26 protein-coding genes are annotated in these 25,803 nt (G+C 67.3%); 16 read left to right on the top strand and 10 right to left on the bottom strand.

Annotated features, from left to right (window positions below; all coding sequences use genetic code 11):
- Nucleotides 1–99 precede the first annotated feature (99 nt).
- The 3 genes from IED13_RS13575 to IED13_RS13565 all read left to right on the top strand — a co-directional run bounded on the left by IED13_RS13575 (nt 100) and on the right by IED13_RS13565 (nt 3,049).
- Nucleotides 100–1,278, top strand: a complete 1,179-nt coding sequence (locus IED13_RS13575) for an acyl-CoA dehydrogenase family protein (protein WP_038360755.1) — start codon at nt 100–102, stop codon at nt 1,276–1,278.
- Nucleotides 1,275–1,880, top strand: coding sequence for a TetR/AcrR family transcriptional regulator (locus tag IED13_RS29215; RefSeq protein WP_191124478.1), 606 nt, complete (start codon nt 1,275–1,277; stop codon nt 1,878–1,880). Before IED13_RS13575 ends, IED13_RS29215 begins: the two co-directional genes overlap by 4 nt.
- Before the next feature lie 122 nt (nt 1,881–2,002).
- Nucleotides 2,003–3,049, top strand: coding sequence for a histone deacetylase family protein (locus tag IED13_RS13565; RefSeq protein WP_191124477.1), 1,047 nt, complete (start codon nt 2,003–2,005; stop codon nt 3,047–3,049).
- A 67-nt stretch (nt 3,050–3,116) separates the two neighbouring features.
- Here the strand turns inward: IED13_RS13565 and IED13_RS13560 are convergent, their stop codons facing one another.
- Together IED13_RS13560 and IED13_RS13555 are read right to left on the bottom strand one after the other, a co-directional pair.
- On the bottom strand, nt 3,117–3,863 hold the full coding sequence (locus IED13_RS13560) for an acetoacetate decarboxylase (RefSeq protein WP_191124476.1): 747 nt from the start codon (nt 3,861–3,863) through the stop codon (nt 3,117–3,119).
- 166 nt (nt 3,864–4,029) lie between these two features.
- On the bottom strand, nt 4,030–5,586 hold the full coding sequence (locus IED13_RS13555) for an acetolactate synthase large subunit (RefSeq protein ID WP_191124475.1): 1,557 nt from the start codon (nt 5,584–5,586) through the stop codon (nt 4,030–4,032).
- Nucleotides 5,587–5,825: 239 nt separating this feature from the next.
- On the opposite strand from IED13_RS13555, the gene IED13_RS13550 reads away from it, so the two are divergent.
- The 5 genes from IED13_RS13550 (at nt 5,826) to IED13_RS13530 (ending at nt 10,380) form a co-directional block, all read left to right on the top strand.
- Nucleotides 5,826–6,785, top strand: coding sequence for an ABC transporter substrate-binding protein (locus IED13_RS13550; protein WP_248311123.1), 960 nt, complete (start codon nt 5,826–5,828; stop codon nt 6,783–6,785).
- A 115-nt stretch (nt 6,786–6,900) separates the two neighbouring features.
- Nucleotides 6,901–7,419: a mismatch-specific DNA-glycosylase gene (locus IED13_RS13545; RefSeq protein ID WP_191124474.1), complete on the top strand. Its 519-nt coding sequence runs from the start codon at nt 6,901–6,903 to the stop codon at nt 7,417–7,419.
- Nucleotides 7,416–8,189, top strand: a complete 774-nt coding sequence (locus IED13_RS13540; RefSeq protein WP_112762990.1) for an ABC transporter permease — start codon at nt 7,416–7,418, stop codon at nt 8,187–8,189. The genes IED13_RS13545 and IED13_RS13540 overlap by 4 nt, the downstream gene beginning before the upstream one ends.
- The gene (locus IED13_RS13535; protein ID WP_162737908.1) at nt 8,186–8,965 is read left to right on the top strand and encodes an ABC transporter ATP-binding protein; all 780 of its coding nucleotides are present in this window, start codon (nt 8,186–8,188) and stop codon (nt 8,963–8,965) included. Before IED13_RS13540 ends, IED13_RS13535 begins: the two co-directional genes overlap by 4 nt.
- A gap of 173 nt (nt 8,966–9,138) precedes the next feature.
- Nucleotides 9,139–10,380, top strand: a complete 1,242-nt coding sequence (locus IED13_RS13530) for a class I SAM-dependent methyltransferase (RefSeq protein WP_248312572.1) — start codon at nt 9,139–9,141, stop codon at nt 10,378–10,380.
- Here the strand turns inward: IED13_RS13530 and IED13_RS13525 are convergent.
- Nucleotides 10,377–11,528: a citrate synthase family protein gene (locus IED13_RS13525; protein WP_248312571.1), complete on the bottom strand. Its 1,152-nt coding sequence runs from the start codon at nt 11,526–11,528 to the stop codon at nt 10,377–10,379. The two genes, IED13_RS13530 and IED13_RS13525, sit on opposite strands and share 4 nt — an antisense overlap.
- A 76-nt stretch (nt 11,529–11,604) precedes the next feature.
- Between IED13_RS13525 and IED13_RS13520 the strand changes: the two genes are divergently transcribed.
- Nucleotides 11,605–12,684: a citrate synthase/methylcitrate synthase gene (locus tag IED13_RS13520; RefSeq protein WP_191124472.1), complete on the top strand. Its 1,080-nt coding sequence runs from the start codon at nt 11,605–11,607 to the stop codon at nt 12,682–12,684.
- Between the two features lie 164 nt (nt 12,685–12,848).
- Here IED13_RS13520 and IED13_RS13515 read toward each other — a convergent pair whose 3' ends face one another.
- From IED13_RS13515 to hutI, 5 genes are all read right to left on the bottom strand, one after another.
- Nucleotides 12,849–13,409, bottom strand: a complete 561-nt coding sequence (locus tag IED13_RS13515; protein ID WP_191124471.1) for a HutD/Ves family protein — start codon at nt 13,407–13,409, stop codon at nt 12,849–12,851.
- A 148-nt stretch (nt 13,410–13,557) separates the two neighbouring features.
- Nucleotides 13,558–15,225 carry a urocanate hydratase gene (gene hutU, locus IED13_RS13510; protein ID WP_191124470.1) on the bottom strand — a complete coding sequence of 556 codons (1,668 nt, stop codon included), beginning with the start codon at nt 15,223–15,225 and terminating at the stop codon, nt 13,558–13,560.
- Entirely contained in the window at nt 15,222–16,031 is an 810-nt protein-coding gene (gene hutG / locus IED13_RS13505) for an N-formylglutamate deformylase (protein WP_260368421.1), read from the bottom strand. The genes hutU and hutG overlap by 4 nt, the downstream gene beginning before the upstream one ends.
- Entirely contained in the window at nt 16,028–17,560 is a 1,533-nt protein-coding gene (gene hutH, locus IED13_RS13500) for a histidine ammonia-lyase (RefSeq protein ID WP_191124469.1), read from the bottom strand. Before hutH ends, hutG begins: the two co-directional genes overlap by 4 nt.
- Nucleotides 17,557–18,723 carry an imidazolonepropionase gene (gene hutI / locus IED13_RS13495; protein ID WP_211200690.1) on the bottom strand — a complete coding sequence of 389 codons (1,167 nt, stop codon included), beginning with the start codon at nt 18,721–18,723 and terminating at the stop codon, nt 17,557–17,559. The genes hutH and hutI overlap by 4 nt, the downstream gene beginning before the upstream one ends.
- Before the next feature lie 169 nt (nt 18,724–18,892).
- Here hutI and IED13_RS13490 point away from each other — a divergent pair, with 169 nt between their 5' ends.
- A complete protein-coding gene (locus IED13_RS13490) occupies nt 18,893–20,260 on the top strand; it encodes a formimidoylglutamate deiminase (protein WP_191124468.1) in 1,368 nt (455 codons plus the stop codon).
- Between the two features lie 8 nt (nt 20,261–20,268).
- The gene (locus tag IED13_RS13485; RefSeq protein ID WP_191124467.1) at nt 20,269–21,018 is read left to right on the top strand and encodes a UTRA domain-containing protein; all 750 of its coding nucleotides are present in this window, start codon (nt 20,269–20,271) and stop codon (nt 21,016–21,018) included.
- A gap of 113 nt (nt 21,019–21,131) precedes the next feature.
- On the opposite strand, the gene IED13_RS13480 is transcribed toward IED13_RS13485, so the two are convergent.
- Nucleotides 21,132–21,398, bottom strand: a complete 267-nt coding sequence (locus tag IED13_RS13480) for a glycine zipper domain-containing protein (RefSeq protein ID WP_038360784.1) — start codon at nt 21,396–21,398, stop codon at nt 21,132–21,134.
- Between the two features lie 296 nt (nt 21,399–21,694).
- Between IED13_RS13480 and IED13_RS13475 the strand changes: the two genes are divergently transcribed.
- The 4 genes from IED13_RS13475 (at nt 21,695) to IED13_RS13460 (ending at nt 24,912) form a co-directional block, all read left to right on the top strand.
- On the top strand, nt 21,695–22,072 hold the full coding sequence (locus IED13_RS13475) for a PRC-barrel domain-containing protein (RefSeq protein WP_081925263.1): 378 nt from the start codon (nt 21,695–21,697) through the stop codon (nt 22,070–22,072).
- A gap of 227 nt (nt 22,073–22,299) precedes the next feature.
- Nucleotides 22,300–23,187: a transglutaminase-like domain-containing protein gene (locus IED13_RS13470; protein ID WP_051987836.1), complete on the top strand. Its 888-nt coding sequence runs from the start codon at nt 22,300–22,302 to the stop codon at nt 23,185–23,187.
- Nucleotides 23,188–23,248: 61 nt separating this feature from the next.
- Entirely contained in the window at nt 23,249–24,178 is a 930-nt protein-coding gene (locus tag IED13_RS13465; RefSeq protein ID WP_191124466.1) for a diacylglycerol/lipid kinase family protein, read from the top strand.
- Between the two features lie 50 nt (nt 24,179–24,228).
- Nucleotides 24,229–24,912: a phosphatase PAP2 family protein gene (locus IED13_RS13460; protein ID WP_191124465.1), complete on the top strand. Its 684-nt coding sequence runs from the start codon at nt 24,229–24,231 to the stop codon at nt 24,910–24,912.
- A 32-nt stretch (nt 24,913–24,944) separates the two neighbouring features.
- Here the strand turns inward: IED13_RS13460 and IED13_RS13455 are convergent, their stop codons facing one another.
- Nucleotides 24,945–25,433 carry a pyridoxamine 5'-phosphate oxidase family protein gene (locus IED13_RS13455; RefSeq protein WP_133562361.1) on the bottom strand — a complete coding sequence of 163 codons (489 nt, stop codon included), beginning with the start codon at nt 25,431–25,433 and terminating at the stop codon, nt 24,945–24,947.
- A gap of 149 nt (nt 25,434–25,582) precedes the next feature.
- Between IED13_RS13455 and IED13_RS13450 the strand changes: the two genes are divergently transcribed.
- Nucleotides 25,583–25,735, top strand: a complete 153-nt coding sequence (locus tag IED13_RS13450; RefSeq protein WP_166652960.1) for a hypothetical protein — start codon at nt 25,583–25,585, stop codon at nt 25,733–25,735.
- Nucleotides 25,736–25,803: the final 68 nt, after the last annotated feature.

Genomic DNA, 25,803 nt, shown 5'->3' with positions numbered 1-25,803 from the left:
GATCCAAGGTGAATGCCGCAGCTTGATCTCGCTGCGATATTCACCTACCGTCCGGTAGGTAGTCAGATCGCGGCGCTGCGGTCAAGCAGGGAGGAAGCCATGTCGGCCGTCGAGAAACTTGCAGGCGAAGGCGCCCGTCGTTCGCCCTATTTCACCGAGGAGCACGAGGCGCTGCGCGATCAGGTCCGCCGCTTCGTCGAGGCCGAGATCAAGCCGCATGCGCTGAAATGGGAAGAGGACGGCTTCGTCCCGCGCGAGGTGCTCAGAAAGATGGGCGCGCTCGGCTTCTTCGGCATCCGCTACCCGGCGGAGTATGGCGGCTCGGAGATGGACACGCTCGCGACGGTGGTGCTGGCGGAGGAGCTGGGACGCTCGACTTTCTCGGGTGTCGCCATTACCGCGCTGGTTCACACCGACATGGCCTCGGTCCATATCGCCAATGCCGGCTCGAAGGCGCAGCGGGACAAGTACCTCCCGGCCATCATCGCCGGCGAGAAGATCGTCGCGGTCGCCGTCACCGAGCCGGACGCCGGCTCCGACGTGAAGGGCATCCGCACCACCGCGCGGCGCGAGGGCGATCAATACATCCTCAACGGCGCCAAGATGTTCATCACCAACGGCGTCCATGCCGATCTCTACTGCGTTGCAGCCAAGACCGACCCGGCGGCTAAGCCCTCGCAATCGGTCTCCATCTTCCTCGTCGAGAAAGGCACGCCCGGCTTCACGGTCTCGCGTGCGCTCGACAAGCATGGCTGGCGCTCCTCGGATACCGCCGAGCTCTCCTTCGTCGATTGCCGCGTGCCGGCCGAAAACCTGCTCGGGCAGGAGGGGCGCGGCTTCTACGCGATCATGAGCAACTTCCAGAACGAGCGCACGGTCATCGGCGCCATGGCGATCGGCGAGTCGCAGGCTGCGATCGACCTGACGCTGGACTATGTGAAGACGCGAAAAGCGTTTGGCGCGCCGCTTTGGGAGAAGCAGGCGATCCGCCAGCGCCTCGCCGAGCTCGCCGGCAAGGTCGAGGCCGGGCGCCAGCTCGTCTACCACGCCGCCTGGCTGGATGCGCAGGGCTTCGACGCCACCCGCGAAGTCTCGATGGTCAAGGCCTACTGCGGCGAGCTGGTCAACGAGGTCATGTATGACTGCCTGCAGTTCCACGGTGGGATGGGCTATATGCGCGAAAGCGCGATCGAGCGCATGACCCGCGACGCCCGCGTCCAGTCCATCGGCGGCGGCGCCACCGAGGTGATGCTCGAAGAGGTCGCGAAGCGGCTGTGAGTGTCGCGGCGGACAAGGACGCGACCCGGGCCGAGGGCGGCTCGCGCCGCCACATCCTCGACCACGCCGCGCGGCTGCTGCGCAATGGCGGCTACCACCAGACGACCTTGCGCGAGATCGCCGAGGCCGTCGGCATCCGCAAGGCGAGCCTCTACTACCACTTCGCCTCGAAGGAGGAGATCGTCGAGGCGGTGGTGAATGACGGCGTCCGCTTTGTGCATGAGGGTGTCGTCGCCGCATTGGCTGAGACGGAAGGTGCGGCTCCCAGAGTGCGGCTGGAGGCGGCGATCCGCGGGCATCTGGCGGCGCTGCATGGCCATGGCGATTACACCAGCGCCAGCATCAAGGTCTTCAATTTCGGCGCCGCGCCTGCGCCGGAGAGCGTGCGCGCCGTGCGCCGCGCCTATGAGGAGGTCTGGCGGCGCCTGATCGCCGAACTGCAACAGGCCGGCGCCTTGCCGGCGGAACGTGCGCCGGATGTGCTGCGCAATTTCCTGCTCGGCGCCCTCAACGGCTCGACGGATTGGTACCGGCCGGAGCGCCACGACATCGCGACGCTGGCGCGCGAATTCGCGGCACTGATCTCGCCTGCGGGCGCTTGAGCGTTTCGTCCCCAACGCAGGGGCGGCCGGCGCGGAACGACTGGCGATGCCCGGGCAGCTTGCTACGATGGCGGCGTGACCGCCGCTGTCGAGGCGGCTCAGCCTAGAGGATTTGCCAGCCGATGCGTGCCTTCTACCACCCCGACCAGGCGCTCCATGATCCCCAGCAATATATGCGCTTCGGCAAGGTCGTCGCGCCCAAGGACCTGCCGGAACGGACGGAAAAGCTGCTCGGCGCACTGGCGAAGCATGGCATCACGCCGGAGCGGCCGGCGGAGCATGGCGTCGAGCCGATCCTGAAGATCCATGACGAGGGCTTCGTCGATTTCCTGCAGAGTGCCTGGCGGCGCTGGCAGGAGCTTCCGTCGGAGCGCGGTCCGGAGGTCTGGCCGAACACCTTCCCTTATTGGAGCGGGCGTCCGGACGAAGATGTCCGCCCGCCTTGCCGCCCGACCGGCTTCATCGGCCAGCTCGGCTGGTATCTCGGCGATCTCTCCGTGCCGATCGGCGAGCATTGTTGGCATTCGACCTTGCGCTCGTCCGAGACCGCCGTGTCCGGCGCCGACGCGATCCTTGCCGGCGAGCGCGCGGTTTATTCGCTGTGCCGTCCGTCCGGCCATCATGCCCGCGCCGATCGCGCCTCGGGCTTCTGCTACGTCAACAACACGGCGATTGCCGCCCAGCGCCTGCGCTCGACATTCGGCAAGGTCGCGATCCTCGATGTCGATGCCCATCACGGCGACGGCACGCAGCAGATCTTCTATCGCCGCGACGATGTGCTGACGATCTCGGTCCATGCCGACCCGGCGAATTACTACCCCTTCTACACCGGCTATGACGATGAGCGCGGCAACGGGCCGGGCGAGGGCTTCAACCTCAACCTGCCGCTGGCGCATGGCGCGGGCGGGGCGGAGATGCAGGCGGCGGTCGACCGCGCCGGCAAGGCGATCCGCGATTTCGGGGCTGAGGTGCTGGTCGTGGCGCTCGGCTACGACGCCCATAAGGACGACCCGATCGGCGTGCTGAAGCTGGAAGCGAGCGATTTCGGCACGATTGGCCGGCAGGTGAAGGGCTTCGGCCTGCCGACGCTGGTCGTGCAGGAGGGCGGCTACGCCATCGAGGCGATCGGCGATTGCCTCGACGCGTTCCTGGGCGAGTTCGCTCGCTAGAGCATCGGCCCGAAAAGTGGCATGCGGTTTTCGGGAAAAGCCGATGCCTTCGGACCAAGCGCCGGCGTCACGTCGCCAGGTAGTCGTGCAGCACTCGGCCGAAAGGCAGCGTGAAGTCGACGACCTGGTGGCGGGCGCTCACGACCCGGCGCACCGGAAAATCGGCGACCCGGCAATTGACGTGAGGGATGAGGTGTAGCCTTGCCTCGCCCTCCCAGGCACCATGCACGGTGATGTCGGTGAGGTTATAGCCGACGAGCTGCGCGATTTTCGGCGAGCCGTCGACATCGGGAAGCAGCTTCAGGTTGACGTTCAGGCCGGCGATGCCGTCGCGAACCTTGTCGAGCTGGTTCTCGAGGCTGCGGTGCTTGTAGGTCATCGTGCCCATGGCCACGCGCTCGCCATCATAGTGCAGCGTGCCGGTCAGCGTGTCCTTCATGACCTTGAGCCGCGGCACGCCGTATTTCTTGGGAAAGCCCCAGATCTCGCGTCCGCCGGTGATGGGCGGCTCGTCGTCGAGATACATCTGGACGGAGAAGTTGCAGGGCTCGTCCTTGTAGAGCGCTCGGATGCCGGTGCCGCTTTCCTCGTAATCGCCGAAACCGGACGAATCCGGCATTTTCATCCACTCGTAGAAGACGAGGTTGCCGGGCGCGGGCTCGAGCGGCTCGGGTAGCGCCGCGCGGATCACCTCCGGGTCGGTTTCATAGGTGATGATCAGGTATTCGCGCTTGATGAAGCGGTTCGGCGGATGCGGGTAGCTCGGGCTGAAGACCGGCATCGACGGCGCTTTGAGGATCTCGTCCCGGTTCATGCTGGTCGCTCCTTCTCGAAATCAGCCGCAACTCTGGCAGGGGCACTGCGACAGATTGATGGTGACCGGACGAAACGGGAAGCCCCTCCTCACGGCTCGCGCAAAGATGGCCCTTCACCCCGAGACCTGTTCCCCGGGGTGAAGGGCGTGTTTCTCGAACGGCCGCTCAGATCGCGGCTTCGATCAGGAACGGCCCCTTCTTGGCCAGCGCGGCCTTGAACAGGCTGGTGAACTCCTCGGCCGTGGTGGCGCGGGCGGCTTCCACGCCCATGCCCTTGGCCATCGACACCCAGTCCAGCGCGGGCTCGTCGATATTGAGCATCTGCGTGGCGTTGCGGCCGAAATCATTGACGCCGACGGCGCGCATCTCGCCATGCAGGATCTGGTAGGTCCGGTTGGCGAAGACCACGGTGACGATGTCGAGATTCTCGCGGGCCTGCGTCCACAGCCCCTGCACCGTGTACATGCCGGAGCCGTCGGCCTGCATGCCGATGACCTTGCGGTCGGGGCAGGCCACCGCCGCGCCGACGGCGAGCGGGATGCCTTCGCCGATCGCCCCGCCGGTGAGCTGGATATAGTCGTGCTGCGGCGCGCTGTGGCAGTCGAAATAGAACATCCGGCCGGAGGACACCGACTCGTCGCAGATGATGCTGTTCTCCGGCAACAGCGTCGAAACGATGCTGCAGACCTTGTCGGCATCGAGCGGGCCGGTCGGCAGGCCCGGCTGCTCCTTGCGCGGCGGCGCGATGAAGGCCGGCGCCGTCTTCGTCGCGCCCATCTCCTCGGCGAGAGCGGTGATCGCGGCAGGCAGATCGTCGCCGGGCTGCGCCAGCGCCGTGACTTCGCAACCGTCATGGACGAGCCGGCCCGGCTTGCCTGGATAGGCGAAGAAGCCGACGGGAGTCTGCGCGCCGACCAGTACGAGATAATCGACGTCCTTGAGCTGCTCGAGCGCCTTGTCGATGGGATAATGGATCTTGGGGATCGCGACGCGGCCGGCGCCGCGCTGGATGCGCCCGTTCGACATCTGGGCGAAGATCTGCGCACCCGTCGCGGCGCAGATGCGTGCGGCCATTTCCATCGGCTTCTCGCGCAAGGCGAGGCCCGTCAGCATGATCGCGGCGCGCGCGCCATGCTGGCGCAGGCTGGCCGCGACCTCGCGGATCGTGGCGGCATCGACGCTCTTCAGCGCCGGCAGCTTCACCGGCTTCAGCGCGGCGGGCTCGACGCTGTTCCAGGCGCAATCGGCCGGCAGGATGACCGTGGTGACGCCCGGCAGCGTCAGCGAGGCGACATAGGCTTCCTCGATCGCCGGGCCGACATCCTCGGACGAAGCGATGCGGCGCACGAAATGCGACATCGGATGCGCCAGCGATTCGATGTCGCTGGTCAGCGGCGCATCATGGACGAGGTGGTAGGTGGCGTGATCGCCGACGACGTTGATCATCGGCGTGCGGGCGCGCCTGGCATTGTGCATGTTGGCGAGCGCGTTCGCCATGCCCGGCCCACAATGCAGCAAGGTGGCGGCCGGCTTGTCGGCCATGCGGGCATAGCCGTCGGCGGCGCCGGTCACCACGCCCTCGAACAGGCCGAGCACGCAGCGCATCTGCGGCTTGCGGTCGAGCGCCGCCACGAAATGCATCTCCGAGGTGCCGGGATTGGCGAAACAGACATCGACATCGTTGACCAGCAGCGTGTCGCAAAGGCGGTCGGCGCCATTCATCCCGGAAACCTCGAAGGCTGGAAGAGAACAGAGGCGATGTGCCTCGGACGGTGAGGGGAGGAAATTGCGCAGCCTGTGTCAAACGAGAGAATGTCATGGCTTCCCCAAGCGGCTGTGATCGGCGGCTTGACGGTTTTGCATAGGCATTTAACCTGATTTGGAACGAAGGTTGCATCCGGCCGCGAGCTCTGGCGTCGTGGATGACGGGTCAGTCAAAAAGCAGGGGAAGGGTTTCCATCATGGCAGTCTTCAAGCGCGTCAGTGCCGGCCTCGGCTTCGGCCTCGCGGCTCTCCTGGCGGCGGGCGCGGCTCAGGCGCAGACGAAGGTCGCGATCGGCATTTCCGGTTGGACCGGCTTCGCGCCGCTGGTGCTCGCCAAGGAGGCCGGCATCTTCGCCAAGAACGGCCTCGACGTGACCATCAAGAAGATCCCGCAGAAGGACCGCCACCTCGCCATCGCCTCCGGCGACATCCAATGCGCCGCGACCACCGTCGAGACCTGGCTGGTGTGGGACGCCGCCGGCATCAAGACGAAGCAGATCTTCCAGCTCGACAAGAGCTACGGCGCCGATGGCATGGTGACGCGCAACACCACGGCCTCGATCAAGGATCTGAAGGGCAAGACGGTCGCGGCCTCGGCGCCGGGTACCTCGCCCTATTTCGCCCTGGCCTGGATGCTCAAGGAGAACGGCCTCTCCGTGAAGGACGTGAATGTCGTCAACATGGAGCCGGGTCCGGCGGCGCAGGCCTTCATCGCCGGCCAGAACGACGCGGCGCTGACCTATGAGCCCTATCTCTCGGCCGTGCGCGACAAGCCCGATGCCGGCAAGATCATCGCCACCACCCTCGACTATCCGATGGTGATGGACACCTTCGGCTGCACCCCGGCCTTCCTCGCCGACGAGAAGGCTGCGGCTGCGTTGACCAAGAGCTATTTCGAGGCTGTGGCGATGATCAAGAGCGATCAGGCCAAGGCCTATGAGATCATGGGCGCGGATGTGAAGCAGACCGGCGAGCAGTTCGGCAAATCGGCAGCCTATCTGCGCTGGTCGGATGCCGAGGGGAACCGGAAGTTCTTCGCCGGCGACTGGCAGGCCTTCAACGCCAAGGCCGCAGATCTGCTGTTGGAGATCGGCCTGATCAAGGCCAAGCCCGATCTGGCCACGCTGGTCGATACGAAGTTCGTCGAAGGCAAGTGAGGCGATATTCCAGGCCTGTGCCCGCCGTCATGCTCGCCCTTCTGGCGAGCATCCACGTCTTGAACGCAACAACGCTCGACCAGCGAAGACGTGGATGGTCGGGACAAGCCCGACCATGACGACAGCGGCAGTCCTGCCGGATGTTCTGGAGCCCGGCTTGCGCGTCGTCTTCTGCGGCACGCAGGCCGGCGCCGTCTCGGCGGCGCGCGGTGCCTACTATGCCGGGCCGGGCAACAAGTTCTGGAGCGTCATCCACGAGATCGGGCTGATTCCGGAACGGCTCGCCCCGGAGCGTTTCCGGGAGCTGCCGCGCTACGGCATCGGCCTCACCGATGTCGCCAAGCTGACATCGGGGCCGGATTCGGCCTTGCGCGGCGCCCATTTCGATGCAGAAGGGCTGCGTGCGCGGATCGCTGCCCATCGCCCGCGTTATGTCGCCTTCAACGGAAAGCGTGCGGCGCAGGCGGCGCTGGGAGCGGCTGCCGGTTCAATTGCCTATGGCCTGCAGCCCGGCACCTTCGCCGGTTCGGGCGTTTTCATCCTGCCCTCGACCTCCGGCGCGGCTGCCGGCTTCTGGTCGATCGAACCCTGGAAAGACCTGGCGCGCGCCATGACCGGAACCGAATCCCCATGAAACCGCTCAGACCCGTCTCAGGCGGCGCGCGCGTCGGCTACGGCCTCGCCTTCTTCGCGCTCTTCGTCGCACTCTGGTCGGTCGCGACCTTCGGCGGCTATGTCCAGCGCCTCTTCCTGGCCGATCCGCTGACCATGGTTGGCGAAGGCTATAATCTAATGGTGCGCTACGGCTTCAGCTTCGACATCATGATGACGATCTGGCGCGTCGTCGGTGGCTTCGTCATCGCGGCGGTGGTGGCGCTGCCGCTCGGCATCCTGATGGGCGCCTACAAGCCGATCGAGGCGTTCCTCGAACCCTTCGTCTCCTTCGCGCGCTATCTGCCGGCCTCGGCCTTCATTCCGCTGCTCATCCTCTGGGCCGGCATCGGAGAGACGCAGAAGCTGCTCGTCATCTTCCTCGGCTCGGTCTTCCAGCTCATCCTGATGATCGCGGTGGCGGTCGGCGGGGTCCGGCGCGATCTGGTCGATGCCGCCTATACGCTCGGCGCCAGCGACCGCTCGGTGGTGCGCCGCGTGCTGCTGCCGAACGCGGCGCCGCAGATCGCCGAGATCTTCCGCCTCGTTCTTGGCTGGGCCTGGACCTATGTCATCGTCGCCGAATTGATCGGCTCGTCCTCCGGCATCGGCCACATGATCACCGACAGCCAGGCGCTGCTCAACACCGGGCAAATCATCTTCGGCATCATCGTCATCGGGCTGATCGGCCTGATCTCGGATTTCCTGTTCAAGGCGGTCAACCAGCGCCTGTTTCCGTGGGCCAAGCTGTGAGCAAGCTCGTCATCGACAAGGTCGGCAAGGTCTTCCCCGCGCAGCGCGGAGGCGAGCCGACGCGGGCGCTGATGCCCACCTCGCTCAATGTGGCCGACAATGACTTCATCACCATCCTCGGCCCCTCCGGCTGCGGCAAGTCGACCTTGCTGCGCATCATCGGCGGGCTGGAGACGGCGAGCGAGGGCCGCATCCTGCTCGATGGCGCGCCCGTCGCAGGACCGGGTGCCGATCGCGGCTTCGTCTTCCAGAGTTACACGCTCTTCCCCTGGCTGACGGTGCAGCAGAACATCGCCTTCGGCCTGCGCGAGAAGGGCGTGCCGGTCGCGGAGCGCATGAAGATCGCGCGCGACTGGGCGGTGCGCGTCGGGCTTTCCAGTTTCGTGGACCACTTCCCGAAGCAGCTCTCGGGCGGCATGCAGCAGCGCACGGCGATTGCCCGCGCGCTCGCCAACGATCCGAAAATTCTCCTGCTCGACGAGCCCTTCGGCGCGCTCGACAACCAGACCCGCGCCCTGATGCAGGAAATGCTGCTCGGCATCTGGGAGCGCGAGCGGAAGACGGTGCTCTTCGTCACCCACGACATCGAGGAGGCGATCTTCGTCGGCTCGCGCGTCGTGGTGATGAGCGCGCGGCCAGGGCGGATCAAGGCCGATATCGCCATCGATCTGCCGCATCCACGGCCGTACACCATCAAGACGACGCCGGAATTCGTCGCCCTGAAGGAGCGACTCGTCGAGGAGATCCGGGCCGAGGTCATCGCGGCCGATCCCTGAGCGAGAGCACTACCAGCGGTTGAGGTGGCTATGCTTTCCTTGCGTGATGTGTGTGCTTTGCCTGCGCTGTCATGACGCAGGCGAGGGGCAGCCTTGCGCGCAAATGGAGTTACGGCGACAATTTCCCTTGCCATCTTTTGAACAACAAGGGGGCACTGCCAATGGTGGGGCCAATGCGTTCACTGGTTGCAAGAATGCTGTCGCGGCTGGCGATCGAGCCGCGGATCGATGTGGTTTTCCCCGATGGAACGTTGCAATCCGTCGGACGAGGTTGCGCACCGCGATTGCGGATGCGGATTGTTGACACGCCTACGGAACTCAAGCTCGCGCTCAATCCCGAGCTCGCCTTGGGCGAGGCGGTGATGGACGGGCGCGTCGTCGTCGAGCAGGGCTCGCTCTACGATCTGCTCGATGCGCTGGTGACCGCGGTGCACAAGGCGCGCCCGCAAGGCTGGGGCAAGACGCTCGACGGCCTGCGGACGGCAGTGCGCCGCTTCCACCAGCACAATACGCCGACATTGGCGAAGCGGAATGTCGCGCACCACTACGATCTGAAGAGCGATTTCTTCAAGCTCTTCCTCGATCCGGACATGCAGTACTCCTGCGCCTATTTCGCGCGGCCGGAGATGACGCTTGCCGAGGCGCAGCTTGCCAAGAAGCGCCACATCATGGGCAAGCTCGATCTGCAGCCGGGCCAGCGCGTGCTCGATATCGGTTGCGGCTGGGGCGGCATGGCGCTCTCGATCGCCGGCGAAACCGGCGCCTCCGTCACCGGCATCACGCTCTCGGAGGAGCAGCTCGCCATCGCGAAGCATCGCGGCGCAGAATCCGGCCTGCCGGTCGAGTTCCGCTTGCAGGACTATCGTCACCTGACCGAGAGCTTCGACCGCATCGTTTCGGTCGGCATGTTCGAGCATGTCGGCGTCGGCTATTACCGCGACTATTTCCGCAAGGTCCGCGAATTGCTGACCGATGATGGTGTCGCGCTGATCCACACGATCGGCCGCAGCTCGCCGCCGGGCGCGACCAACCCCTTCATCGCCAAATACATCTTCCCGGGCGGCTATATTCCCGCGATGTCGGAGGTGGCGGCCGCGATCGAGAAGGAGGGTCTCGTCATCACCGATGTCGAGGTCCTGCGCATCCATTATGCCGAGACGCTAAAGGCTTGGCGCGAGAACTTCCTCGCCCGGCGCGAGGAGGCGGTGGCGATGTATGACGAGCGCTTCGCCCGGATGTGGGAATTCTATCTCGCCGCCTCCGAGGCGAGCTTCCGGCACGACGATCTGGTGGTGTTCCAGTTCCAGCTCGCGAAAAAGCTCGACGGCCTGCCGATCACGCGCGGCTATATCGAAGAGCGCGAGGGCGAGCTTGGGCGCAAGCCTGCGCAGGCGAAGATTGCCGAGCCGGCCTAGGCCGGCTCCGGTCCGACATAGCGGGCGCGAGGCCGGATCAATCGTCCGGTCTCGCCCTGTTCCAGAGCATGCGCGATCCAGCCGGCGCAGCGCGCAGCGGCGAAGATCTGGAAGGATACATCCGGGGCGAGGCCGAGTTCGCTCGCGATCGCCGTCAGCACGAAATCGATATTCGGCTCCTCGCCGGTCAGCGCCGTGACGGCCCGGCGCGTCTCCTCATAGGCCGGTGGTAGCGAGAAGGCCGTGAGCAGCGCCCGCGCCCGCGCATCGCCATCGGGGTAAAGAGGATGGCCGAAGCCGGGCAGGGGCATGCCGGTCGCCAGCCGGGCGGAGACCGCCATTTCCACGCCTTCGCTGGCGATCTCGCGCATCAGCCCGAGCACCCGCGGGGTCATCCCGCCATGCAGCGGTCCCGACAGCGTCGCGAGCCCGGCCAGGATGCAGGCGGCGAGCGAGGCGCGCGTCGAGGCCGCGACCCGGACCGCGAAGGTCGAGGCGTTGAGCTCATGATCTGCCAGCAGCACCAGCGCGCGGCGGATGAGGTCGGCGCCGCGTTCGTCGCAGCCCCAGGCCAGCGCCAGCCGGTGATGGATCGGCCCCTGTCCCGGCCGCCCGGCGATGGCGTCGACGAGCGAGTCGATCACGGAAGCGGCTTCCAGATAGAGCGCCTTCTTCGTGCGGCCGGCCATGGCCGGGTCGCTGGCGGCGCGGGCGGCGATCACCGCGAACATGCGCTGCCGGGCCGGCGCCTCCGGCACGATCGTGAACAGCGGCGGAAAGCGCTGCGAGCCGCAATCCCAGAGCAGCCGCGCGACATCCTCCAGCTTCGCCGTCTCGGCCAGCTTTTCCGCATCCTGCCCGCGATACCAGAGCTTGCCGCGCTGGATCGTGGCGATGCCCGAGGCCAGGATCGGCTCGCCGAAGGCGATCGCATCTTCGGCGATGGCGGCCGGTTTCCGCCCGCGCGCCTTGCGATGCTCCAGCCGCGCCACATCCTCGGCCCGGTAGAGCCGCCGCCGGGAATCGCCCGCATCGCCGCGCGCCTCGATCAATCCGCGGCTGACATAGGCGTAGAGCGTCTGCGGCTTCAGCCCGAGCCGCTGCATCACCTGTTGCGCCGTCAGCCAGTCGGTCATCGAAAAATACATTGATTATATTGTTCAAGATTGATTCTACTGGTGAAGCTATCAATCTTCAAGGCCTCAGATGTTGAGGAGAACTGCCATGTCCGATGGCCTTGAAGATGTCGTTGCCGCCCATACCGTGCTCTCGGAAGTCGATGGAGCGGCGGGCCGGCTGGTGATGCGCGGCCATAGTCTCGATGAGCTCGCGGGCCATACCTCCTTCGAGGAGATGGCCGCGCTGATGCTCGACGGCTTCGTGCCGGACCTGCCCGCCATGAAGGAGCTGCCGGCGGCGCTCGGCGCGGCGCGTCAGGACTTGTTCGAGACGGTCGTTCAGAAGGCAGCCGTCCCAGTGACGCTCGGACCGGTAGAGATGATCCGGGCGATGACGGCGCTGATCCCCGATGGTGAGGACGCCGGCACGGTCCTGCGGCTGCTGGCGGCGCCGGCCGTGTTCACGGCCGCCTCGCTGCGTCTGCGGCAAGGGCTCGCGCCGGTCGCACCCGATCCGGCGCTGTCGCAGGCCGCAGACACACTGCGCATGCTGACCGGCAAGGCGCCGACCAAGCAGCAGGCGGCGGCGCTCGATACCTATCTCGTCACGGTCGCCGATCACGGCCTCAACGCCTCGACCTTCGCGTCGCGCGTCGTCGCCTCGACCCGCGCCGGGCTGGTCTCGGCCGTGCTCGCCGGCATCGGCGCGCTCAAAGGCCCGCTCCATGGCGGCGCGCCTGGCCCGGTCATCGAGATGCTCGATGCGATCGGCACGCCCGCCAATGCCCGCACCTGGCTGGAATCCGCGCTCGACCGCGGCGACCGGCTGATGGGCTTCGGCCACCGGATCTACCGCGTCCGCGATCCGCGCGCCGATGCGCTGAAGGGCGCGATCCGCCGGCTCGGCGCCGATAGCGGCCGCCTTGCGCTGGCCGAGGCGGTCGAGCAGGCGGCGCTCGCCATCCTGCGCGAGCGCAAGCCCAACCGCACGCTGGAGACCAATGTCGAGTTCTACACCGCGCTCCTGCTGGAGGCGCTCGGCTTCACGCCGGATTCCTTCACCTGCGTCTTCGCGCTGGGACGGACGACGGGCTGGCTCGCCCATGCCAAGGAGCAGATCGCCGGCGGCCGGCTGATCCGTCCGCAATCGGTCTATGTCGGCCCGCAGCCGCGTCAGGCGGCGTAGGTTCAGGTAGGGCGCGGGGAACCCTTCTCCCGTGTGGGAGAAGGGCAGGGATGAGGGCCTGCCCTTGCCGGACAAAACCGCAGCGGTACCGTTGCCTTCCGATAATGAGCGGCGGTCCCTCACCCCTACCCTCTCCCATCCGGGAGAGGGGATCCCGCGCTTATCTATGATGCGGTCAGCCACACGGCGTAGAGTTCTGCCTCGCTGCCGCTCACCCCAAGTTCGACATGCCTCAGCGCGTCAAGGATCGCGCTGTCGCCGGCTGCCAAGCTCACGCGGTTCACCAGCCAGTCGCCCTTGCGGGCGAGCAGCACCAGCAGGCCCTCGCTCGCGGGGAGCGAGCCTTCTCCCGACAAGCGCTCGACCCGGTGCCGCCAGCGGCCGCGCCGGCTCATCACATTGAGATCGTCGATCGCCCCGTTCACTAGAACCCCGTCCACCGCCCGGTCGGCGGCGAAGAAGAACGGCGGGGTGGTGCGGTCGAGTGAAACCGTCTCGCCGTCGCCGAAAGCCAGCCGGATGCCGTTGCCGCTCAGCACGCACAAGGTCCGATCGATGCCGGGGAAGGACGAGAACGGCCCGTCTGCGCCCACATGGGCCATCGATATCCGCCAGTCGAAATCGCCAAGCGAGGCGCCTTCCGGCGCCACCGCGATCTCGGTCGTGGTGCCCCCCCCGTTCTTCCACGGCATGACCTTGCAATCGGCAGCGCGGATGATGCGCATGGGCTCTGTCCCTCAACCAGAAAATGCAGTCATCCCGGACAAGCCGCGAAGCGGCGCCGATCCGGAATCCATGCCTGAACCGTTCCGGAATGGATCCCGGGTCTCCCTCCGGTCGCCCGCGATAACACCGTCGCGGCGGAAGACCGCCTCAGCCCAGAATCCCCGGCAGATTGAGCCCCTTCTCGCGGGCGCAGTCCAGCGCGATGTCGTAGCCGGCATCGGCATGGCGCATTACGCCGGTCGCCGGGTCGTTCCAGAGCACGCGCGAGAGGCGGGCGGCCGCGTCGTCGGTGCCATCCGCGCAGATCACGACGCCCGCATGTTGCGAGAAGCCCATGCCGACGCCGCCGCCATGGTGCAGCGAGACCCAGGTCGCGCCGGAGGCCGTGTTGAGCAGGGCGTTGAGCAGCGGCCAGTCGGAAACCGCGTCCGAGCCGTCCTTCATCGCCTCGGTCTCGCGGTTCGGCGAGGCGACCGAGCCGGAATCGAGATGGTCGCGGCCGATCACGACCGGCGCCTTCAGTTCACCGTTCTTGACCATCTCGTTGAAGGCGAGGCCGAGCCGGTGGCGGTCGCCGAGGCCGACCCAGCAGATGCGCGCCGGCACGCCCTGGAAGGCGATGCGCTCGCGCGCCATGTCGAGCCAGTGATGCAGATGCGTGTTGCCGGGCGTCAGCTCCTTCACCTTGGCGTCGGTCTTGTAGATATCTTCCGGATCGCCCGAGAGGGCGGCCCAGCGGAACGGGCCGATGCCACGGCAGAACAGCGGGCGGATATAGGCCGGCACGAAGCCCGGGAAGGCGAAGGCGTTCTCCAGCCCCTCATCCTTGGCGACCTGGCGGATGTTGTTGCCGTAGTCGAAGACGGGCAAGCCCATCTCCTGGAAGGCGATCATCGCCTCGACATGCTCGCGCATCGAGGCGCGCGCCGCTTTCTCGACGGATTTCGGATTGGCTTCGCGCGCCTGCTTCCACTGGCCCATGGTCCAGCCCTTCGGCAGGTAGCCATTGACCGGGTCGTGGGCCGAGGTCTGGTCGGTGATCATGTCCGGGCGGATGCCGCGGCGGACCATCTCGGGCAGGATCTCGGCGCAGTTGCCGAGCAGGCCGACCGACTTCGCCTCGCCGTTCCTGGTCCAGCGGGCGATCATCTCCAGCGCCTCGTCGAGCGTCTCGGCCTTCTCGTCGAGATAGCGGGTGCGCAGGCGGAAATCGATCGAGTCCGGGTTGCACTCGACGGCAAGGCAGGAGGCGCCGGCCATCACCGCGGCGAGCGGCTGCGCGCCGCCCATGCCGCCGAGGCCGCCGGTCAGCACCCATTTGCCCTTGAGGTTGCCGCCATAGTGCTGACGCCCGGCCTCGACGAAGGTCTCGTAGGTGCCCTGCACGATCCCTTGCGTGCCGATATAGATCCAGGAGCCGGCCGTCATCTGGCCGTACATCGCGAGCCCCTTCTTATCGAGCTCGTTGAAATGGTCCCAGGTCGCCCAATGCGGCACGAGGTTCGAGTTCGCGATCAGCACGCGCGGCGCATCCTTGTGGGTGCGGAACACACCGACCGGCTTGCCGGACTGGACGAGCAGGGTCTCGTCGGCTTCGAGCTGGCGCAGCGCCGCGACGATGCGGTCGAAATCCTCCCAGGAGCGGGCGGCCCGGCCGATGCCGCCATAGACGACCAGCTCATGCGGGTTTTCGGCGACGTCCGGGTCGAGATTGTTCATCAGCATGCGCAAAGGCGCCTCGGTCAGCCAGCTCTTGGCGGTGAGCTCGGTGCCGGTCGCGGCGCGGATGGTGCGGGTGTTGTCGAGGCGGGTCATGAGCGGCTCCGTTCGAGGGCAGCGGCCGCGCCGAGGGCGGCTTCGATGATGGCGGACAAGGCTGTCTGCAGGCTCGCGGCCTTCGTCGCGTCGAAGGCCCAGGGCGCGGCTTCTTCAGCCAGATAGGCGGAGAGCGCGATCTCCATCTGCAGCGCATGGACGCCCGCGAAGGGGCGTCCGTAATGGCGGGTGATCCAGCCGCCCTTGAAGCGGCCGTTGAGGATCTGCGTGAAGGGCTGGCCGGCCATGGCGGCGACGGCCGCCCGCTCGACACCGGGTGCGCAGCTTTCGCCGGAATTCGTGCCGAGATTCAGCGTCGGCAGCGTGCCTTCGAACAGCCGCGGGATCTTCGATTTGATCGAGTGGCAGTCCCAGAGCAGGCAATAGCCGTGCTCGGCCTTCACCCGTGCGATCTCGGTTGCCAGCGCCGTGTGATAGGGCTGGAAATAGGCCGCCTTGCGCCGCTCGATCCCGGTGGCGTCCGGAGCATTCTGCCAGATCGGCGCGCCGTCGAAGGTCGTGCTCGGCACGAGTTCGGTCGTCGCCTGGCCCGGATAGAGCGAGACGCCGGCCGGGTCGCGGTTGAGGTCGATGACGAAGCGCGAGAGCTGCGCCTCGACGATGGTGGGCTGGAAGGGCGCGGCGAAGCCGTAGAGCCGGCGCATATGCCAGTCGGTATCCTCGACCAGCCGGCCACGTTCGTTGAGCGTCGCCGCGATTTCCGGCGGCAGGGCGGTCCCGGGATGCGGCATCGAGAGGATGAGCGGGGAGGAACCCCGCGTGACGGTGACGATGTCGGTGGTCACGCCTCGAACTCCGCAAAGCTGTCGAGGCCGGCGGCCTTGCCGATGGCGCCTGAGAGCACGAGCTCGGTCGCTGCCGCGAGATCGGGAGCGAGGTAACGGTCCTCGGTCAGCGGCGCGATCTTGTCGCGGAGCAGGGCGAGCACCGGCTCCAGCCGCGCGCTGGTCTTGAGCGGGCGATGATGCTCGATCGCTTCCGCCGCCGCCATCAACTCGACGCCGATGATGCTGGCGGCGTTGCGGGCCATATCGAGCAGGCGGAAGGCACCATGCGTCGCCATCGAGACATGGTCCTCCTGGTTGGCGGAGGTGGGGATGGTGTCGACCGAAGCGGGATAGGCCTTCTGCTTGTTCTCGGAGGCGAGCGCCGCGGCCGTCACCTGCGCGATCATGAAACCGGAGTTCAGCCCGGCGTCGCGGGCGAGGAAGGGCGGCAGCCCGCTCATGACGGGGTCGACCAGCAGCGCCATGCGCCGCTCGGAGAGGTTGCCGATCTCGCAGACGCCCATCGCCAGCATGTCGGCGGCGAAGGCGACGGGCTCGGCGTGGAAATTGCCGCCCGAGACGATCTCGCCCGGCCCCAGCACCAGCGGGTTGTCGGTGACGGCGTTGGCCTCGATGCCGAGCGTCGCCGCGACGCTGCCGAGCAGGCCGTGCACCGCGCCCATCACCTGCGGCTGGCAGCGCAGCGAATACGGGTCCTGCACCTTGCTGTCGCCATGGCGATGGCTCTCGCGGATCGCGCTGCCGGCGATCAGCTCGAGCAGGATTCTGGCGACGCGGATCTGGCCGGGCTGCCCGCGCAGGGTCTGGATGCGCGGGTCGAACGGCGTGTCGGAGCCCTTCAGCGCATCGACCGAGAGCGCGCCGGCGACGAGCGCTGCGTCGAAGACGCGGGCGATGGCCGCAAGGCCGGTCATGGCGAGCGTGGTCGAGACCTGCGTGCCGTTGATCAGCGCGAGGCCCTCCTTGGCGCCGAGCGCGAGCGGGGCCTGGCCGATGCGCTTCAGCGCCTCGGCCGCCGGCAGGGTCTCGCCCTTCAGGCGGATCTCGCCGAAGCCCATCAGGGCCGCGGTCATATGGGCGAGCGGGGCGAGGTCGCCTGAGGCGCCGACCGAACCCTTGGCCGGGATGATGGGCATGGCGTCGGCCTTGAGCGCGCCGGTCAGCGCCGCGATCACCACCGGCCGCACGCCGGAGGCGCCGCGCGCCAGGCTTGCCGCCTTCATCGCCAGCAGCAGGCGGACGACGCCGTCGGGCAGGGCGGGGCCGGTGCCGACCGCATGGGAGAGGATCAGGTTGCTCTGCAGCTTGGCGAGGTCGGCATCGGCGATGCGGACGCTGGCGAGCTTGCCGAAGCCGGTGTTGACGCCATAGGTCACCGTGCCGGCGGCGACGATCTCCTCGACGATCTTCTGCCCCGACGCGATGGAGCTGGCGCTGTCGCCGGCGAGGCCGGCCGTGGCGCCGTCGAGGACGGCGCGCCAGTCGGTGAGGCGGGCTGCGCCCGGGTTCAGCGAAACCGTGGTCATTGTCCGTTCCAGATGCGGGTGTGAAGCGGGTTGAAGCCGATCCGATAGGCGAGCTCGGCCGGGCGTTCGATGTCCCAGATCGCGAGGTCGCAGCGTTTGCCGGCTTCGAGCGTGCCGATTTCGTCCTGAAGTCCGAGCGCGGTCGCGGCATTTCGGGTGAGGCCGGCCAACGCCTCCTCCGGCGTCATCCGGAAGAGCGTGCAGGCCATGTTGAGCACCAGCAGCGGCGAGGTCAGTGGCGAGGAGCCGGGATTGGCGTCCGTCGCGAGTGCGATCGCCGCACCATGCTTACGCATCAGTTCGATCGGCGGCTTCTGCGTTTCGCGCAGGAAGTAGAAGGCGCCGGGCAGCACGACGGCGACCGTGCCGGCCTTGGCCATGGCGATGACGCCGTCCTCGTCGAGATATTCGAGATGGTCGGCGGAGAGCGCGCCCATCTCGGCGGCAAGCTTCGCGCCATGCAGGTTCGAGAGCTGCTCGGCGTGGATCTTGATCGCCAGGCCCTTGGCCTTGGCGGCTTCGAAAACCGCTTTCGTCTCAGCCGGCGAGAAGGCGATGCCCTCGCAGAAGACGTCGACGGCGTCGGCCAGCCCTTCCGCCGCAACGGCATCGAGCATGGGACCTGCGACGAGCGCGGCATAGTCGCCCGAGCGGCCCTTATATTCCGGCGGCACGGCATGAGCGCCGAGGAAGGTGGTGCGCACGGTGACCGGCCGTTCGCGGCCGATCCGGCGTGCAACGCGGAGCTGCTTCAGCTCCGCCTGCTGCTCCAGCCCGTAGCCGGACTTGATCTCGACGGTGGTGACGCCCTCGGCCATCAGCGCGGCGAGGCGCTTATCGGCAGAGGCGAGGAGCGTGTCCTCGCTCGCCTCGCGCGTCGCCTTGACGGTGGAGAGGATGCCGCCGCCGGCCCGCGCGATCTCCTCATAGGTCGCGCCTTGCAGGCGAAGCTCGAACTCATGCGCCCGGTCGCCGCCATAGACGAGATGGGTGTGGCAATCGATCAGGCCCGGCGTGATCCAGCGACCCGCGCAATCGATCGAAACGGCGGCATCGAAAACCGGTGCCTCGCTCCGCGGCCCGACGTAGACGATGCGCCCGTCGCGGGCCGCGATCACGCCATCCTCGATGGCGCCGTAGGGTGTGCCGACCTTGAGCGACATCGTCGCCAGCCGCACATTCGTCCAGAGCTTGTCGCAAGCCAGCGTTTCGCCCGGCGCCTTCGCCACGTCGCGTCCTCCCGCTATCCTTTGGCTGCGAGTATGCTATCTAATTGCATATGCAAATGGCAAGTGTGTAATTGCATATGCAAATGATCGATGGAGCGAAGCGGTGACCGAGACCCTGCATCTGGCCGAGGCTCTTTTGCCTGAAGGCTTTGCCAGCCATGTGAAATTGACACTGGAGCAGGGCGTGATCACGGCTGTCGAGGCCGGGGCGGCGGCGGAGCCGGGCGGCCGGAATTTCCGCGGCATCGCGCTGCCGGGCATGCCGAACCTGCACAGCCACGCCTTCCAGCGCGGCATGGCGGGTCTCTCCGAGCGGCGCGGCGCGCCGGAGGATTCCTTCTGGACCTGGCGCGAGGTGATGTATCGCTTCCTCGACCGTCTCGATCCCGATGACGTGCAGGCCATCGCGGCGCAGGCCTTCGTCGAGATGCTGGAGGGCGGCTTCACCGCGCTCGCGGAATTCCACTACCTGCACCACGACAAGGACGGCCGCCCCTATGCGAATATCGCGGCGATGGGGCAGGCGATTGCCTCAGCCGCGGCGGAAACCGGGCTCGGCCTCACGCTTCTCCCGGTGCTCTATCGTTTCGGCAATTTCGGGCAGGCGCCCGCGGTCCATGGCCAGCGCCGCTTCGTCAACGAGCGCGACGCCTATCAGCGCCTGCTGGAAGGCAGCGCTGCCGCGATCCGTGATTTGCCGGACGCGCGGCTCGGCGTCGCCCCGCATTCGCTGCGCGCGGTCGCGCTCGACGATCTCGGCTGGGTGTCGTCGCTGCGCCCGAACGATCCCGTCCATATCCATGTCGCCGAGCAGGTGCCCGAGGTCGAGGCCAGCCTGAAGATCACCGGCAGGCGCCCGGTCGAATTGCTGATGGACACGGTCCCGCTCGACCAGCGCTGGTGCCTGATCCATGCGACGCATCTGAGCGACGCCGAGCGTGACGGCATTGCCCTGAGCGGCGCGGTGGCCGGCCTGTGCCCGATCACCGAATCCAGCCTCGGCGACGGCATTTTCGACGGCATCCGCTACGCGCAAGCCGGTGGCGCCTATGGCGTCGGCAGCGATTCCAACATCCAGATCGATGCCGGGGCCGAATTGCGCCAGCTCGAATATTCGCAGCGCCTGCGCGATCGCCGCCGTGCGCTGTTCGCGGAGGAGGAGGCTTCGACGGGCCTTGCGCTCTGGCAGGCGGCCTGCGCCGGAGGGGCTCAAGCCTGCGGCCGGGCCATCGGGCGGATCGCGCCCGGACATCGCGCCGATTTCATCACGCTCGACACCGATCATCCGGCGCTTGTCGGCCGGGCAGGCGCGGAGGCGGTCGACAGCGCGATCTTCGCGGCCAACGCACTGCCTTTGCGCGATGTCGTCGTCGGTGGCAGGAGTGTCGTCGCCGAGGGGCGGCACATCGCCCGCGATTCGGTGCGCGTGCGCTTTGCCGGCGTGATGCGGCGCCTGCTCGCAGCCGCATAGGGGACAGGATGACGGAGACCCGGCTCGATGCGGTGAAGCTGGACGGCACCGGGCCGGTCTACGATCAGATCCGGCGCGCGATCCGCGATCTGGTGGTCAGTGGCGAATGGCCGCCGGGCACCGGCGTGCCGCCGGAGCACGCCCTGATGGAACAGCTCGGCGCCTCGCGGATGACGGTGCACCGCGCGCTCGTGCAGCTCGCCCGCGAGGGTCTGATCATCCGCCGGCGCCGCTCGGGCACCGTCGTCGCGAGCCCGCCCGCCAGCCACGCCATGCTCGACATCCTCTCGATCCCGGAGGAGGTGGAGCAGCTTGGACAGGCCTATGCCCATGACGTTCTTTCGCGCAGCGATGGCCGGCCCGCCCCCGAAGTCGCCGAGCGTTTCGGCCTGAAGCGGTCGGACAAGGTCAGCCATCTCGTGGTGCTGCATCGTGCCGGCGGCAAGCCGCATGTGCTGGAGGAGCGCGTCATCCACGTGGCTTCCGTGGCCGGGCTGGCGGAGGAGGATTTCGCGCAGACGCCGCCGGGCGACTGGCTGCTCAAGCACAGCCTCTGGTCGCAGGCCGAGCATGCGATCAGCGCCGTTGGCGCGCAGGGCGACGAGGCCGTCCTGCTCGAGATCGCGGTCGGCGAGCCCTGCCTGCTCGTCGAGCGCCGGACCTGGAACCAGGACCGGCCAGTGACGGCGGTACGCCTGCTCTATCCCGGGCCGAGGCACCGATTCATCGGGCGTTTCGGCCCCTATGGCCAAGTTTAGGGACGCGCTGAATTCGCTGCGGCCCTGTCGATGCCATCGGTCATAAAAAAGGCCCGCCATGGCTGGCGGGCCTTGTCTCATGAGACGGGTATCCGTCCCGGGATGGACCGAAATCAGCAGTCGTAGACCACGCGCCGGCCCCACTCGTCACGGCCATAGCAGCGTTGCGGAGTCGCGGCGCCGCCGATGATGGCGCCGCTCGCGCCGCCGATCGCCGCGCCCGCCAGAGCACCGCCCGCACGACCCGTCGCCGCGCCGCCGATGATGGCGCCGGCCCCGGCGCCGATCAGCGCGCCCGTGCCGGCATTCTGCTCACGGGGCGTGCAGGCGCCCGCTCCAATGGCGGCGCCCATTGCGACGATCAATATCAGCTTTTTCATTCGAGTCCCTCCTCTCGAGTCCCATTGTCGAGTTCGCTTGTCGCTCGCAGCCCCAACGGCCCGGCATCGCAAATGTTCCGGCGCTGGTGGCATCGACCGGGAGACGGCACGAGAAAGGCGCGCAAAATAAGACCGTTTCAGGAACGCCCCCGTGCCCGCGAGCCGGCCGCGCAAGGCGATCGCGGAGAGGCCGGAATCGGCGGAACCTTCATCCCGGAGACGAGTTGACCCAACGAGCTTGAGAGCCGTGCCCCGCTTCAATGCAGGCGGTGCGGCCTAACCGGATGGAGTGAACAATGACCATGACCCATGTTTCTGCCAGCTCGAATCCGCTGATCGCCGGAGCCCGCGTCGCCGGGACGGATGTCTACAACACGTCGGGCGATCATCTGGGCGAGATCTACGACATCATGCTGGACAAGCAGACCGGCAAGGTCGCCTACGCCATCATGTCGTTCGGCGGCTTTCTGGGGCTCGGCGAGAAGTACCACCCCATCCCGTGGAGCGTTCTCGATTACGACCCCCAGCGTGGCGGCTATGTCGTGCCTCTGACCAAGGAAAAGCTCGAGGCCGCCCCGATGTATGACAGCGAGGGCGAGCCCGACTGGGAGGACAAGGCTTACGGCAAGCGTGTCCATGATTACTACGGCACGATGCCCTACTGGATGATGTAGAGGCAGCCCAGGCGCAGGTCGCGGCGGTTGCTATCCCCCCAGCCGAACCGCCGTGGCGGCGGGATGCGGGCCGAAAGGCCCGCATCTTCCTTTTTTGGGGACCGTATTTTTCCGGCCGGGCCCGGAACCAGGCACCCCCGCTCCGCGTCTGATCAGAGAGGGTTCAGTCAGCAGAGCCGCAGCGGTGCATGGCCCGCAACAGGCCGCCCTTCAATCGGGAGAGCGATATGCAGATCCGTTACGGGTATCGGATAGAACTTGTCTGCGAGCACGACATGCCACTGATGACGCTGCTCGATGTCCATCCTTCCCGCCGCCATGACCTGATGCGACCCGATGAGATGCGGGCGACGGCCTTGCGCGATCCGTCCGTCGAGATCGCTGTCAGCCAGCATCGGGACGCCTTCGGAAACATCTGCCGGCGGCTGGTTGCGCCGGCCGGTGGCATCCGGCTCGAGTCGGAGGGCGTCATCCATGATTCCGGCGAGCCCGACCGTCAGAGCCCCTCGGTGCAGGAGACGCCGCCGGCGCGGCTGCCGGACGAGGCGCTCGTCTACCTGCTGGGCAGCCGCTACTGCGAGACCGACAGGCTCTGCGATCAGGCCTGGCGCCTGTTCGGCCAGGTCCCTCCAGGCTGGGCCCGGGTGCAGGCGATCACCGATTTCGTCCACAACCACCTGACCTTCGGCTACGATTTCGCGCGCAGCACCCGCACCGCTGCCGAGGCTTTCGAGGAGCGGGTCGGGGTTTGCCGCGACTTCGCCCATCTGGCGGTCGCCCTGTGCCGCTGCATGAACATCCCGGCGCGCTACTGCAACGGCTATCTCGGCGATATCGGCGTGCCGGCGAATCCGGCGCCGATGGATTTCAATGCCTGGTTCGAGGTCTTCCTCGGCGGTCGCTGGCATACTTTCGACGCCCGTCACAATGAGCCGCGCATCGGCCGCATCGTGATCGCGCGCGGCCGGGACGCGACGGATGTGGCGATGATCAGCTCCTTCGGCACGCATACGGTGCAGCGCTTCGAGGTCGTCACCGAGGAAATCGAAGAACTGCCCATGCCGCTCGCGCCGGCGATGCCGCCGCAGTTCGATGCCCGCCCTGCCGCGGCCTGAGGCATCGCTCCCGTCCGAGGCGCCTTGCGAACGGCTCCGGGCGCCCCATCTCGACCGGGCGATGCGTTATACGGTGATTGTCAACGCCCGCGCGGGCACCGTCCTCGAAGTCGGAGCCCACGCTTTTTCCGAGCGGCTGACAGCCGCCTTCGCGGCGCATGGCTCGACCGCCGAAGTCAAGCTCGTCGCGCCACGCGAATTGGACGACGCCCTGGCGCTCGCGGTCCAAACCAGCGACGCCGTTCCGGTCATCGCCGGGGGCGACGGCACGATCAACCGCGTCCTGCCGGTGCTGATCCAGGCGGCCTGCCCCGTCGGCATCCTGCCGATGGGGACGGTCAATGTGCTGGGGCGCGATCTCGGATTGTTGGGCCCGCTGGAGCAGCAGGTCGCGGCGCTGTGCGAGGGTGAGCCGGTCGAGATGGATGTCGGCCGGGTCAATGACAGGCTGTTTCATTCGATCTCCGGCCTGGGCTTCTTCAGCCTGATGGCGCGCGAGCGCGAATATGCGCGCCGGCGCTTTCCCTTCAGCCGCGTCGCTGCCTTCGGCGTCGCGGCGACGCGCTCGATCCTGTTCACCCGGCCGATCTCGGTCGATATCCGCATCGGCAGCGAGCATCTCGTCGTCGATGCGGATGCGGTACTGGTCACCGTCAACCGCTTCGACGGCGCGGAATGGCGCCGCGAGCGGCTCGACGCCGGCATCTTCGAGGTCCATGTGCTGAATGCTGGCGGTCTCTATTCCCGCAGCAAGGCGGCGCTCTCGGTCGTCTCCGGTCGTTGGCGCTCCTCACGGAACCTCACCTCCTTCACCGGGGACGAGGTGGTGCTGCGGCGGCGCGACAAGCGCCGTGGCCACGTCACCTTCGATGGCGAGGTCGAGCGCAGATCCGGCTCCCTGACATACCGCTTGCTGCCGCGGGCCTTTCGCGTCATTGCCGCTCGCTCCTCGAGAGCCTTGTCGAGCGAGGCGGGCAACCGGCTCGCGTGAAGGCAATGCGACGAGGCAACGGTCCTGAGTTTATGAGAATCGACGCCCCGATGTCCCGCCCCGTACCCGGCCAGATTCCTTCTCCGCTACGTCCGCGGCTGGTCGTTCCCGTCCTCGCCGGCCTGGTCTTCGTCGCGCTGGCCGGCTTCATCGCGTCCGGCCACGGCTTCGCTTTCGACCGGAGCCTGATCCTGCTGTTTCGCGAGCCGGGCAATCCAGCCCAGCCGCTCGGCCCGGCCTGGTTCCAGGAGGCGGTGCGGGACATGACGGCGTTCGGCAGCTTCGTCGGGCTCTTCTTCATCACGACGGCTGCGGCGCTGGCGCTGTGGCTCTGCGGTTATCGCCGTCTCGCGGCCGGGCTGGTCCTGAGCGTGTTGACGGCGCTCCTGGTCAGCAACGGCCTGAAGATCGCGATTGGCCGGGAGAGGCCCGACATCGTCGCCCACACCGCGCTGACCTTCACGGCGAGCTTCCCCAGCGGCCATGCCTTCCTCTCGGCCGCGACGATGCTGAGCATCGCCGGTTGTGTCGGCATCGCCTCGCGGCGCGATGACATCGCCCTGCTATGCCTTGTCCTCGCCTGGGTGATGATCCTGCTGATCGGCCTCAGCCGCATCTATCTCGGCGTCCACTGGCCGACCGACGTGCTCGGCGGCTGGTCTCTCGGCGTCGTCTGGTCGAGCGTCGCCACGGCCTGGATCGGCCGCTGGGCGGCGGCCTCCGATCCGGGCTGACTATCGCCGGCGGGATCGTCCGGCAGCTCCGTTCAGCGCATGTCGATGGTGGCATTGACGCCGAGATCGGGTGTCCGGCCCAGGATCTTGGCGGTGGCGAGCTTGAAGGCCACCAGCACGCCGCTGGACGGCCCCTCCCAGATCTCGGCCGAGACCGGCGTCAACGCCAGCAGGGTGGCGTCCGGATCGTCCGGGCCGTTTGGGAACCATGCGCTCGCCATCGGCGTCCAGATCTGCCGCAGCAGATCGCGGCTCGGCAGCTCGGAGGCCGTGCAGGCGATGGCCGCGTAGAAGTTGCGATCCTCATGGCTGATCGCGATCGAGACCGAAGGCGATCGCAGCGCCTCGCCGATGATCCCGGTATGGCGATGCGTGATGAACAGCAGGCGGTGATGCTCCCGGTCGAGATGCCCCGACATCGGCCGCGTCCTCAGCCCGTCCTCGGCGATCAGCGACACCATATAGACCGGGTGCGCGTCGAGCGCCGCCCAGATCCGCTCCTGCAATTCCGTGTCCGGCATCGCTCGCTCCTGCACCACGCGACTATCTCATGCTGCGCGGCCGATGGAAACGCCCGGAGGAGGGCGACGTTCCATCGCGAGGGAACCTTTGCGCCGCAATATGGGTTTGCCCTGCGCCGCGGCCTCCGCCGCCCGTTTCAGGAAAACATATGCCCGCATCGCGCAATCTGCTCGCCATTCTCGTCGTCGTTCTCGTCGCTGCCCTCGCGGTGACCGGCTATTCGCTCTACCAGGAAAAGAAGCGGCCCGAAGGGGTCGAGATCAATCTCGGAAAGAACGGTCTCTCGATCGAGAAGAAGTAGGCAGGCGCGCCGTTTTCGATCGCCTTGCGGCAGGCGGGTGGCAGGCAGTCGCGGGGGCATTGGCCTTC

It is taken from the genome of Allobosea spartocytisi (genome assembly GCF_014764685.1).
Taxonomy (GTDB): domain Bacteria; phylum Pseudomonadota; class Alphaproteobacteria; order Rhizobiales; family Beijerinckiaceae; genus Allobosea; species Allobosea spartocytisi.
This window is presented reverse-complemented; position numbering and strand designations above follow the sequence as displayed.